Consider the following 12060-nt stretch of genomic DNA (forward strand, 5'->3'; position numbering starts at 1 on the left):
GACCCCGGGGAAATGGCGATTGGCCAAGGGATCGTTTACTTGTTCCCGGGGGAAATCGATTTTTACCAGGGGGAATTTCTTTTGGGTCAGGGGGATTTTCATTTTTCCCCCTCGAACAAGAGCCTGGTCGAGGGGGACAAGGGGTTTTCCCCCACGGAATCGGGACGGGATCTGGTCGAACTGTCTTCCCAAGGCCTTGCCCTGGGCTGGTCTATGAAGCCCCTTTGGGGGATCGGGAAGGGAGCGAGGGCATGCCGTTGGAAAAAATCGTCAGGGAAGGCGTGGTGCACCGGCGTATCGTGGGTGGACGATGCTGCGGCTGCTTTCGTGATCATCGAAGGCAGCTGCGAGAATGATTATTGGTGTGGCGAGATCACAGTCTTGCTGGGACGAGGGCCGGGCAACAATCCCAGGGCGTTGCCCTGGGCTGGGCTGGTATGGGATGCCCCCTTGGGGCTGTGGGTGGGGCTTGGGACGCCGGAACTGCGGTGGGACGGGGCCGGTGGGTTCGGTGTTTTGTTGAACGACGTGGGCTCTGGGGCCGACGGGGCGTCGGCGCTCCTTTTTTTCGAGGTTTTTTGAGGGACGTGGGCAGTGGGCCAACAAGAGTGTCGGGGCTCCCTGACGAATCGTTGGGTGGACGAATTGTCCGGCGGTCAAATGACGTAGCGACGGACGGCCGCTGAAAGGTTCAGCTTCAAGGGAAAGCGGTCCTTCAGCGGACGCGCTTGAGGCTCTGACCATCGAAGTCGAGAACCCAGGGCCGACAATACTTCATCCGTGAACCGGTATTCCAGATCACCCGCTCCCCGACCCGAAATCGTCCCGCCCGGTGGAAATGCCCACAGACCAATTCTTGCGCTTCCGGAGCATGGGCACTCAGAAATTCGGCGCTCGCGCGGGGAAAGCTCGCCCACACTTTGACCACCTCCAAAAGCCGCCGGGGGGGCCAGAACGCCAGCTTGAGATAGCCAAAAAAGGAGGGAGCCATCCTGGCATCCGGGCGGAGCAGGCGACCGATGGTGCGGGCGTTTTGCCAGCGCTCCTGAAGGGTCCGGGCGGGATGGCGCGCGAGGAAGCGCTCCACTTCCTCTTCTTTCTTGAAAAGCTCCTTACTCCAGGGAGAGGCCGTTGGGTAGATCATGTCGCCATGGGTCACGAGGATGCGGCCATTGTCCAGCTTGAGCCACCCTTCCTCCGAGACTCCGGGATCGTGGTTGCCTGTCAAGGCGATAAAGGTGACCCCCCTTTCGCGGCAGAGCCGGATCAGTTCCAGCCAGAGGGTGTCCGCATTTCTTTGCCAACCCTGGACCAGCTCTTCGCGACCGTCACCGACCATGACGAGGGTGCCCGCTCCTTCCAAATAAGGTTCCATGGTCGCCCGGGAGGTGACCGCCGAGCCGGGATGGCCAAGATGCCAGTCCGAGACGAGACGCACGGGCAGGGGCAAGGCACACTCCCCGGAGGTCAATTCGGCTGCCGTGGTCATTCCCCTGCTCCCTGCATGCGCTGACGGAGGGCTTCGTAGAGACAGACGCCGGTGGCGACGCTGGCATTGAGGCAGGGCACGCTACCGAGCATGGGCAATTTGACCAAAAAGTCGCAGCCTTCCTCGGTGAGACGTCGCAGGCCATCGCCTTCGGCTCCGATGACGATACCCAGCTTGCCTTGCAGATCGGTCTCGAAGAGGGTCTTGTCGGCTTTATCACTGGTCCCGACGAGCCACATGCCCGCCTCTTGCAGGCTCTTCATGGACCGGGAAAGATTGGTGACCCTTACGAAGGGGACGGAGTCTGCCGCGCCGACCGAGATGCGTCGCACGGTGTCGGTGAGGCCGACGGCCTTGTCCTTGGGCACGACCACGGCCTGCACCCCGGCACCATCGGCAGAGCGCAGGATGGCGCCCAGATTGTGGGGATCCTGCACACAGTCGAGGATGAGAATAAAGTTCACTTCCCCCGCCGCGACCTTGGCCACGAGGTCTTCTTCGCCGAGAAGATTGCCTTTGGCCGGGCCGGAGGGGCGATTCCGCACGTGCCGGTTTTCCCGCGCTTCTCCCTTTCGTTTCCGCATGGCGGAAGAGGGTAAGGAGCCGCTCCGCGCTTGTCCATGCCAAGGCGAGTCCTGCAGAACATCACGCGCTAGGCGAGGGTCATTCCCACCGGGCAATGGTCGGAGCCGAGGACCTGGTGGTAGATGACCGGGTCTTTGGCTTGCGCGGCGAGTTCGCGACTGACGTTAAAGTAATCCAAGCGCCACCCCACATTGCGGCTGCGCGCGCCTCCGCGATAGGACCACCAGGTGTAGGCCCCTTCCACGCCGGGATGGGCCGCGCGGAAGGTATCGACAAAGCCGGCCGCCATCATGGCATCAAAGCCCGCCCTCTCTTCGTCGCTGAAGCCCGCACTCAGGCGATTGGCCTTGGGACGGGCCAGGTCAATTTCGGTATGGGCGACGTTGAGATCCCCGCAGAAGATGACTGGCTTGCGCGTTTCCAGCTCTTGGCAGAATGCGAGGAAGTCCGCATCCCAGCGCTGCCGGTAAGGGAGTCGCCGCAATTCGTTCTGGGAATTGGGCGTGTAGACCGTGACGAGGTAGAAATCGGGATACTCGGCGGTGATCACGCGGCCCTCGCTATCGTGCTCGGCAATGTCCATCCCGTGCCTGATGCTCAGGGGCTCCTTCTTGGAAAAGACGGCCACTCCGGAGTAGCCGGCCTTCTCCGCGCTATTCCAATGGGCTTGGTAGCCGGTGAATTCCAGGGGCAAGTCCACCTGCTCGGCGCGTGCCTTCGTTTCTTGCAGGCAAAAAATGTCGGGTTGTTCGGCGGCCACAAAATCGGCGAGACCCTTCTTGAGGGCCGCGCGAATGCCATTGACGTTCCACGAGATGAGCTTCATGCCGCCCAGCCTTGCCTCCCCGCGACGACGAAACAAGCCTGCAGGCTGTTCAATCGGGAGGAAGACGGAAGATGGGGAGAAAGTGCAGCGTAGCCTACGCCATGTCCCACGATTCGCTTTTTGCCAACCGCCGCCATTTCCTCACCACTTCACTGGCTTCCGGCCTGGGTCTGACCGCTCTCGCCCGGGGAGAGGAAGGAGAAAAGACTGCTCCGCAGACAGCTGCCCCCGGTCCGCTCAAGCGCGCTCCCTCTGTTTACAAATTCCGGATTGGCGAGGCTGAGGCCTGGTCCATTTCGGACGCCTACTTCATCATCGGAGGCGACCTCAATCTGATGTGGCCGCGCGAGGACCATGCCCGCATGGAAAAGGTGCTCGCCACGGAAGGGCGCCGCATGGAAGAAGCCTTGCCGCTCTATGCCAACATCCTCGTGGTGCGCAACGAGAAGGAGACGGTAATCTTCGATGCGGGATTCGGAGGGGAGGAACGGGATCGGATGGGCTGGCTGCTCAGTGGCCTAGCCTTGGCGGGCATCACGCCGGACTCCGTAACGGCAGCCTTTCTCAGCCACAGTCACAGCGACCATCTCAATGGTTTCGTGCGAGAGGGCAAGCCGACTTTCCCCAATGCCGAACTGCATCTCTTGCAATCGGAGATCGACTTTTGGCGTGCTCCCGAGCCGGACTTTTCCGAAACCAAGCGCAATCGCAACAACTTGCCCGGCATGATTCGCACGGTGCGGGCGCACTTTGATTCCTTGGAAGAAGTGATGACCGCCCACAAGCAGGAAAAGACCACCCTCCTCGATGGCTTGGTCACCATTGAGCCTGCGCCGGGGCATACCACCGGACATGCCTGCTTCCGCATTCGTTCAGGGGGCGAGGAATTACTCCACCTCATGGACTTGGCCCATCACGATTTGCTGATGTTTGCCGACCCGAATTGGACCATCGCCTTTGACCACCATCCCCAGCAATCGGTCGCGACGCGGAAGGTCTTTTGGAAAGAAGCGGCCCACAAGACCACGCGCTGCTACGGCTTTCACCTCCCCTTCCCCGGTCTGGGGACCATTGTGGAAAGCGGGCCGGGCTATCGCTGGGCGGCGGAGCCTTGGAAATGGTGATTGCTCTCCACGCCCGAAAAATAAGAAAAGGCGATCCCCGGGGATCGCCTTTGTTTTTAACAAATCGATTGTCGCGCAGAGCTTACTTGGCAGCGGCGAAGTTGGTCGCCACCACGTCCCAGTTGACCACATTCCAGAAAGCGGAGATATAGTCGGGACGACGATTCTGATAGTTCAAGTAGTAAGCGTGCTCCCAGACATCGAGGCCGAGAATGGGCGTGCAGCCACAGGTATCGGCGGCTTCGCCCATCAGGGGGGTGTCCTGGTTGGGAGTGGAAGTGATGGCCAGTGAGCCGTCAGCCTTCACCACCAGCCAAGCCCAGCCGGAGCCGAAGCGAGTGGCGGCAGCGTTGCCGAATTCTTCCTTCATCTTGTCCAAAGAGCCAAAAGCCGCGTCGATGGCTGCGGCCAGATCGCCGGAGGGAGCGGAAGCGCCGCCCGGAGCGATCACCTTCCAGAAGAGGCTGTGGTTGGCGTGTCCGCCGCCATTGTTGCGCACAGCACCGCGAATATCCGCGGGCACGGAAGACAGATCGGAGACGAGTTCTTCGATGCTCTTGGCCTCGAGCTCAGCCTTGCCTGCGATGGCATCGTTGACTTTGCTGACGTAGGCATTGTGGTGCTTGCTGTGGTGGATCTCCATGGTGCGCGCGTCGATGTGCGGCTCCAGGGCGTCGTATGCATATCCGAGTTCGGGGAGTTCGTAAGCCATGATTTTTGTTCTGTGATGGTTTGGTTTTGCCAGCGTCCCAACCTTGTGTCAAAACGCTCTCACGCGAAGAAAAGCACGGCAGCGACTTTGCGCAAGCGACAATCCTCATGATTCCTGTTCTCTCCACCTTTCCGCCTCTCGCTCAAGCTCTCGCCTCCCCCGCCGCCGGGAACATCCTTTATTGGCAAATCGGGTGTGCCGGAGCCGGCCTCCTCCTCGGCCTCCTCCTGATGTGGCTGATCATGCGAGCCAAGTTCACCGCTCTCCACGCCCGCCAAGAGGAGCAAGGCCAGAACGCCCAAAGCGCCATCAGGACCCTCGAAGCAAAAGCCGTGGGGCTGGAGCAAAAGCTGGCCGAACTTCGCCACACCGAGGTTCTTCTTCTCAAGCGACAAGGCGAACTGGAAGGAATGGTCACGACGCAGCAACAGCAGCAGGAAGAGCAGAAAAAGCTGATGGCTGCGGTGGAGAGCCGCCTCGCCGAATCCCTGCGCAATCAATCCAGCGAAGTCCTGCGGGAAACGCGGCGGGAGGTTGCCAGCGTAGCCCAGGAATCCGCTGACAAGCAGTGGCAGGAACTGCGTAAACTACTCACCCAACGCCAGGAATCGCTCAACGACCAGCTGCTACCTCTCAGCGAGGATCTGCAAGCGCTGCGCAAGCGTTTGGAGGAAATCTCCCGCCGCCAGAATACCGGAGAAAGCCGCCTGCAGGACGACATCGAACAACTGCAACAGGCCCGCAGCGAGTGGGAGGCCAGCTCGCGGGAGATCCTTGCGGAGGTGGAAAAGGCGGTGCGGGGCTGGCAACAGCCGACAACCGCCCCGGAAAAAGAGTCCTTGTCCGCTGGCGACATCGCCACCCCTCAGGACCCCTTTGCTCCCCTGCCCCCCTTGGTCGACGGGCCTTCGACCACCTCCCCGGAAGAGCACGACTGGGCCCAGCTCGATGACTCGGGCGAAGAGAGCGAGGAGCACCACTTTGAGGGCTTCACCCTTGATGAGCCCGCCCATCCGAACGAGGGCAAGGCAAACGCTGCGGCAGACGATCTCCGCGCCGCTCTCGAGGATCCCTTCAAGCAGGACTAATCGTCCCCAAACGAATAGCGGCCCTCCTGCACGAGGACATTGGGAGGCCGCCGGTGTTTCTCAAACCATTGGTAACCGGGCTGGAGTTCTTGCCAAAAGGGCAACCAGCGGTGCCCGCGAGCTCGCCCCATGCGCTCCTCACTCATGCGAAAGGGAAAGCAGTGGACCCGAAAAAAGGGTTGTCCCGCTGCGAGAGCGGCATCGCACAAAAGATAAATTTCCTCCACCTTCTCATCAGTCATGGCGAAACAGCCAATCGACAGGCGCCCGCCGTGGACCATGAGAAAAGAGCCCGTGCGGCCCTGGGCCCGATCGTAGGCATTGGGAAATCCGAGATTAAAAGAGAGATGATAACGGCTGCGCGGATTCATCGCCGAGCGGGGCACATAATAAAAACCCTCCGGGGCCTGTCGATCACCCTCGGCGAGCTTGGGCCCCAGTTGACCCGACATCCCGGCAATGGCATAGGTCCGGAAGAGTTCGAAGTGCTCCCCCTTCTCCACCCACAATTCCAACTCGCGCTCTTCCTTGAAGATCCGCAAAAAAACCGCCCCACCCCAGGGGAAATCTCTGCCTGCCAATTCCTTCCGCAGCCGAGGGACCGTCCTTTCCTTGGCCAGAGCCAAGCGGTCCTCATCTTCTCCTCCAAGCCGTTGCATCAGCCCACAAACGATAATAGCACTCGCCAGACCTGCCACCCAACCCAAGCCCTTCATCACCCGGGCACCTTATCACCCCCCGCCCCGCGTGCCAAGGCCACGAAGGCGCCCTCAAAGGCCGCCACCTTGCGCCCCCGGCAATGAAGCGTGGCGGAAATGGATTGCCGGGCCCGGCCCCGCCGCTGATAGAGTCGGCAAAAGCGAGCCCAGGCCCCTTCGTCAGTCAAGGTGGCTTCCGCAACAAATTCTTCCGCAAAGGGCTCCAAATACTCCATCGAGTTCCGCTGAATCACCAGCTCCCCACACAGTCCCGCAGTCCGCAAACGCACGTGCATGAGGCTCCAGGCCGCCAGAATGGCCACCGCCGACGCACTCCCGCCAAAAACCGTGCACTGATGATTCACATTGGGCGCAAAGGGAGCGCGCAAAAGCACCCGCGTGGGAGTTGCCAATTCCACCCGCACCCCAAGCGCTCGACTGAGCGGAATTTGCTGCCCCAGGTAGGCCGTCAATTCTTCCGGAGTCATTGCTGTCGAGTGGCTGGGGATTCAGGAGGAAAACGGCTCCATAACCACGCGAAAAAGATGCCGATGGCCGAACCATGCAAGGCATCGGTGGGCCAGTGGTAATTGCCATACACGCGGGACCAGGCGATGAGGAGGGAGAAGGCAATGGCGGGAATGAGAAGACGGCGGAAATAGAGCCCCAGAACCAGGGCACTCCCCCAGGCCGAAGCGGAATGTCCACTGGGATAGCCCCGCCACCCGCCTTTGAAGTTGGGCCCGCGGAAATCGAATGCGGAGGTCGCCTCCTCCTTCTTCACGACCGTGGAAGGACGGGGACGACCGGGCAATGTCTTCATCGTCTGCACTGAGAGCCCCGCCATGCCACCAGCGAGAAGAAAAGCCAGGCCCGCCCGGCGCCAGTGGGGCTTGCTCCTCCAGAGCCCGACCAGAATCAGGAACAAAGCCCCTAACAGGTTGAACCAATGAAACTGGGTGTAGTCGTGGAGCCACTTGCACAGCTCCAACCACTTTTCCTGATCGGGATCCACCACCCGGGGCAGGTTCAGGTCGGCCCCACTCCGTCCCTGCAGGGCCAAGAGCAGGGATTCATCGAACCAGCCCAAGGTCAGCCAGGTGAGCACCACCCAGAGCAAGAGCCCTCCCAGACCCCGCTTGGCCCCCGTCCGCCAGCTCCAGGCGAAATCCCGCCAAGCCGCTTTCCAGTCGAGTAGAAATTCAGACACCCGACAAGTGAAGGGCAGAGCTCTCCGCCCGACCAGCCTGGAACGCGCCATCCTCGGAAGGCGTCACCCGCGCCGACACACTCTTGCAAAGTTCCCCCCGAATCACCATCCGGATCAAGCTACCGCCCGCACGGGCTTAACGATGCTGGGGAGCGGGTTTGGCGAGAAAGTAGCCCAAGGCAAAGGTGAGCAGAGTGGTCAAGGGCCAAGCCCAGAAGTAACCAAAGCTGGCCTTGATTCCGAGGGCGGTTTCACTGCTTTCATAATAACTAGGCAAGGAAGCCAGCCAAGAAATATCCACCCCTGCCTTGTCCAGCAGGACCCAAAGGTCCAGGCGGATGAAGGCGACGAAGAGGAAGGAAAGGACCGAACCGATGACAAGACCCCGCAAACTTCCACGCCCCGCGAGCGCACAGAAGAACATCCCCAGCAAGGGCCCCATGGTGTAGGCAGTCATGCCGAAGGCCAGGGGCAGGACGGGAATTTTCATCACCGTTTGCGCGATATACATCAGCATGGTGAAGCCGGTGAGAATGACCCCCCAGACCACGACCAGCATACGGGACTGACGCACGAGGCGGCTATCGCCTTCCGCCGTCGTAGGGGGAGCATCACTGAGCTCGGGATTATGGATGAGGGAGAGAGTGGTCTGGCTCAACGCGGCCAGGATGGAGTCGAGGCTGGAAATGGCAGCGGCGAAGACTGCGGCCAGAATGAGGCCACTGAGACCGATGGGCAGCTCGGAGACGATCCAAATGGGGAAGACGACATCGCCGTTTTTAGGAACGCCATTTTCGCCAAAGGCGAGGGCCCCTGCGAGCAGCCCTTGGGGCGGATGGGTTTGGTAAAAGACATACAGGCCAGCCCCCACCAGCAGCATGAGGAGAGTCAGCAGTTGGCCCACCGAGCTCCAGATAATGGCCTTGCGGGCATCGCCGGCCGACTTGCAGCAGAACATGCGCTGGGCATTGAGTTGATCGACCCCGAAGGCGGTCAGGTTTTGGAAGGGCACCGCGAGAAGGGCGACCCAGAAGGTGAAGTCCAGCTCGGGGGCGAAGCCGAAACGCGCGTCCCAGAGCTTGGTCTTGCCGCCTTCGCTCGCCACTTGCCAGAATTCAGCGAAGCCTCCGTCGAGGTGGCTGATCATCCAGAAGAGCGAAGCCAGACCACCCACCGTGAAGAGGACAAATTGCATCACATCGGTCCAGATCACGGTGCGCATGCCGCCCATCAAAGTCCAGCCGATGGCAAAAAGCCCGATGACGGCGATGCACCACTCGAAGGGAAGACCGGTAACCACGCGCAGGGGCAGGGCCGCCACGAGCACGCGCACACTCTGACCCAGGATGGAACCCAGGGAAAAGAAAACGGTGGCGAGGGTCTTGAGCCGGGGATGGACCCGCTTGCCCATGTAGTCATAAGGGCTGTAGATCTCATCCTCGTAAAAGACTTTCACAAAATAAACTCCGACCAAAATTCGGCCAATAATGGAGCCGATGCCCCAGAGCAGGTAGGTGAAGTTGCCGTTGGCAGCCATGACCATGCCCGGCACCCCGATAAAGGTCACGCCGCTGATCTCAGTCGCGATGATGGAGCCACAGACCGCTTGCCAGGGAAGGCTTTTTCCCCCGGCGAAGAAATCTTTGATGGTGGCTTGTTTGCCCCTCATCAGGTGGCCGACCCAAGTCGTCAGAGCCAGATAACCGAACAAGACGAGCCAATCGACCCAGTGGAAAAGAGCGGCAACACCATTCATCGCAGGCACCTAAGCAACGGGACGGGGGGGCCGTCCATTCAATCATGCGAAAAAAGCGTCACCATGGCGGCAATGTCTTGGCTTTGGCCGGAAAAGTTTCCTAGGGTCGTGAAACCCACGCGCTAGACTTGAAGGAATCGCCCGCCACGCCAGAAATCATTGGAATTATCCCGGCCCGATGGGCCTCCAGCCGCTTCCCCGGCAAACCTCTCCACCCCCTCTGCGGCAAGCCTTTGCTGGCCCATGTCTGCGAGCGGGCCCGGGAGTGTAAGGAACTGAACCATGTGGTGGTCGCCACTGATGATGACCGCATCCGCGAAGCTGCCGAGGGCTTCGGCCTGGAAGTGGTGATGACCTCGCCGGAGCATCCCACCGGCACGGATCGCATCGCGGAGGCAGCGGCGCGGTATCCCTCCGCTTCCCATTTCATCAATATCCAGGGAGACGAACCCCTCATCGACCCCACCCTGGTGGACGAACTGGCAACAATTTTGAGAAAAGACGAAAGCGTGGATCTCATCACTGCGGCCTCGCCCTTGACCACGGCGGCCCAGCTGGAGGATGCCAACATCGTCAAAGTGGTGCTCAATGCCCGGAATGATGCGCTCTACTTCTCGCGCGCGGCCATCCCGTATCCCCGCCAGGAGGGAGCAGCGACCGCCCTGCGCCACATCGGACTCTATGGCTACCGGGCCGATTTTTTACAAAAATTTGTCTCTTGGCCGCCTGCTCCATTGGAAATTGCAGAATCTCTTGAACAATTGCGCGCCTTGCATCATGGAGCGTGCATCCGCGTCGTTTTGACCGAACACGAAGCGATCGGACTGGACACCCCGGAGCAGGTGTCCCACCTCGAAACTCTCCTCGCCCGCCTCCACAACCAACCAACCACCAGCCAGTCGTGAAATACATCTTCGTCACCGGAGGAGTCGTCTCCTCCCTCGGGAAAGGTCTCGCTGCCGCCTCCATCGGGGCCCTTCTCGAACATCGTGGCCACAAGGTCATGATCCAGAAATTCGATCCTTATCTCAATGTCGATCCGGGCACAATGTCGCCCTACCAACACGGGGAGGTCTATGTCCTTGATGACGGAGCGGAGACGGATCTCGACCTCGGCCACTACGAGCGCTTCACCTCCAGCAAGCTTTCCAAGCTGAACTCGCTTTCTTCAGGGCAAGTCTTTGAAACAGTGATTCGCAATGAACGCGAGGGCAAATACCTGGGCAAGACGGTGCAATACATTCCCCACGTCACCGACGAGATTCAAAAGCGGCTCTTCGACGTCACGCGGGAGAATCCGGAGGTGGAAATCCTCATGACTGAAATCGGCGGCACGGTGGGCGACATCGAGGGCACCCTCTTCTTGGAAGCGCTGCGGCAATTCGCCCTCGAGGTGGGACGCGAGAATGTCTGCTTCATTCACGTCACCCTGCTCCCTCTCATCCGGGCGGCGGGCGAAATCAAGACCAAGCCCACCCAGCAATCGGTGGCCAAGCTGCGCGAAATCGGCATCCAGCCCGACATCGTCATTTGCCGCACCGAACATGACCTCGATGAGGACAACCGGCGCAAGATTGCCATGTTCTGCAATGTGGAGAAGAAGAACGTGGTGGCCTTCCGGGATGTGGAGAACACCATTTACCAATGTCCCCTCGACTTGCGTCGCGACAAGATTGACCGTCTGGTGGTGGACCGGCTCGGGATGAGTGACTCCCCCACCCCCGTGCTCGACGATTGGGAGGACTTCGTGGACCGCATTGTCAATCCCGAGCACTCGGTGGACATTGCGGTAGTGGGCAAATACATTGAGCTGCAGGATGCCTACAAATCGATTTACGAATCCCTCACCCATGCCGGGGCCGCGCACCGCACGCGGGTAAACGTCATCCGCGTCGATGCCGAGGCGGTGGAAGAGCATGGGGTGGAAAAAGTGATTGGCCACGTGGACGGCATTCTCATTCCCGGAGGCTTTGGCGATCGCGGCGTGGAGGGCAAGATTCTCACCGCCCAGCACGCCCGCCTGAACAAGATTCCCTACTTTGGCATCTGCCTCGGCATGCAAATCGCCACCATCGAGTTCGCCCGCAATGTCTGCGGCATCGCGGGGGCGACCTCCACGGAGTTTGACAAAGAAGCCGCTGAACCCGTGATCTGCCTGCAGGAAGAGCAAAAAGGCATCCGCGACATGGGGGCCTCCATGCGGCTGGGGCTGCAGAAATCCCTCATCTACCCGGGCACCAAAGCGGCCGAAATCTATGGCGGTGCAGAGGAAATCGGCGAACGCCATCGCCACCGTTACGAATTCAATCCCACCTACTTGGATCGGATTCAGGAAGGCGGTCTGGTCATTTCTTCCGTCTCAGCCAATGAAGGGCTGGTGGAAATCGTGGAACTCCCCGACCATCCCTTCTATATAGCGGCGCAGTTCCACCCGGAATTCCTTTCCAAGCCCAACAAGCCCCACCCTCTCTTTGCCGCTTTTGTCGCGGCTTCCTTGGCGGCCAAAGCGGACTGAATCCCGCAGACGGCGGCCCTTTTTCACAAAAAAACAGCGGGCTCACCCTCTCTCCCA

Annotated in this window: 12 protein-coding genes; 4 read left to right on the forward strand and 8 right to left on the reverse strand. The window is 60.4% G+C overall.

The genetic code is table 11. The features are described 5' to 3' along the window. Nucleotides 1–715: 715 nt before the first annotated feature. The 3 genes from JIN78_RS09730 to JIN78_RS09740 all read right to left on the reverse strand — a co-directional run bounded on the left by JIN78_RS09730 (nt 716) and on the right by JIN78_RS09740 (nt 2900). Nucleotides 716–1489 (reverse strand): metallophosphoesterase, encoded by a 774-nt coding sequence (locus JIN78_RS09730; RefSeq protein WP_200391772.1) that lies wholly within the window; start codon nt 1487–1489, stop codon nt 716–718. Then, complete coding sequence (rlmB, locus tag JIN78_RS09735) at nt 1486–2073, reverse strand: 23S rRNA (guanosine(2251)-2'-O)-methyltransferase RlmB (protein WP_200391773.1); 588 nt, start codon at nt 2071–2073, stop codon at nt 1486–1488. The genes JIN78_RS09730 and rlmB overlap by 4 nt, the downstream gene beginning before the upstream one ends. Nucleotides 2074–2141: 68 nt before the next feature. Continuing rightward, on the reverse strand, nt 2142–2900 hold the full coding sequence (locus tag JIN78_RS09740; protein WP_200391774.1) for an exodeoxyribonuclease III: 759 nt from the start codon (nt 2898–2900) through the stop codon (nt 2142–2144). Between the two features lie 101 nt (nt 2901–3001). Here JIN78_RS09740 and JIN78_RS09745 point away from each other — a divergent pair, with 101 nt between their 5' ends. After that, nucleotides 3002–4024, forward strand: a complete 1023-nt coding sequence (locus JIN78_RS09745; RefSeq protein WP_200391775.1) for an MBL fold metallo-hydrolase — start codon at nt 3002–3004, stop codon at nt 4022–4024. An 82-nt stretch (nt 4025–4106) separates the two neighbouring features. On the opposite strand, the gene JIN78_RS09750 is transcribed toward JIN78_RS09745, so the two are convergent. Beyond that, on the reverse strand, nt 4107–4736 hold the full coding sequence (locus JIN78_RS09750) for a superoxide dismutase (RefSeq protein ID WP_200391776.1): 630 nt from the start codon (nt 4734–4736) through the stop codon (nt 4107–4109). Nucleotides 4737–4843: 107 nt separating this feature from the next. On the opposite strand from JIN78_RS09750, the gene JIN78_RS09755 reads away from it, so the two are divergent. Further along, nucleotides 4844–5824 carry a coiled-coil domain-containing protein gene (locus JIN78_RS09755; protein ID WP_200391777.1) on the forward strand — a complete coding sequence of 327 codons (981 nt, stop codon included), beginning with the start codon at nt 4844–4846 and terminating at the stop codon, nt 5822–5824. Here JIN78_RS09755 and JIN78_RS09760 read toward each other — a convergent pair. From JIN78_RS09760 to JIN78_RS09775, 4 genes are all read right to left on the reverse strand, one after another. Continuing rightward, nucleotides 5821–6483 carry a L,D-transpeptidase family protein gene (locus JIN78_RS09760; RefSeq protein ID WP_200391778.1) on the reverse strand — a complete coding sequence of 221 codons (663 nt, stop codon included), beginning with the start codon at nt 6481–6483 and terminating at the stop codon, nt 5821–5823. The two genes, JIN78_RS09755 and JIN78_RS09760, sit on opposite strands and share 4 nt — an antisense overlap. A 56-nt stretch (nt 6484–6539) precedes the next feature. Next, complete coding sequence (locus tag JIN78_RS09765) at nt 6540–7010, reverse strand: YiiD C-terminal domain-containing protein (RefSeq protein ID WP_200391779.1); 471 nt, start codon at nt 7008–7010, stop codon at nt 6540–6542. Continuing rightward, entirely contained in the window at nt 7007–7732 is a 726-nt protein-coding gene (locus tag JIN78_RS09770) for a phosphatase PAP2 family protein (protein WP_200391780.1), read from the reverse strand. Before JIN78_RS09770 ends, JIN78_RS09765 begins: the two co-directional genes overlap by 4 nt. 136 nt (nt 7733–7868) lie before the next feature. Then, entirely contained in the window at nt 7869–9488 is a 1620-nt protein-coding gene (locus tag JIN78_RS09775) for a sodium:solute symporter family transporter (RefSeq protein WP_200391781.1), read from the reverse strand. Nucleotides 9489–9616: 128 nt separating this feature from the next. On the opposite strand from JIN78_RS09775, the gene kdsB reads away from it, so the two are divergent. Further along, nucleotides 9617–10393 carry a 3-deoxy-manno-octulosonate cytidylyltransferase gene (gene kdsB, locus JIN78_RS09780; protein WP_234037908.1) on the forward strand — a complete coding sequence of 259 codons (777 nt, stop codon included), beginning with the start codon at nt 9617–9619 and terminating at the stop codon, nt 10391–10393. Next, on the forward strand, nt 10390–12003 hold the full coding sequence (gene pyrG / locus JIN78_RS09785; RefSeq protein ID WP_200391782.1) for a CTP synthase: 1614 nt from the start codon (nt 10390–10392) through the stop codon (nt 12001–12003). Before kdsB ends, pyrG begins: the two co-directional genes overlap by 4 nt. The last annotated feature ends 57 nt before the right edge of the window (nt 12004–12060 follow it).

The sequence above is a fragment of the Roseibacillus ishigakijimensis genome, assembly GCF_016595415.1.
Classification (GTDB): Bacteria; Verrucomicrobiota; Verrucomicrobiia; order Verrucomicrobiales; family Akkermansiaceae; genus Roseibacillus; species Roseibacillus ishigakijimensis.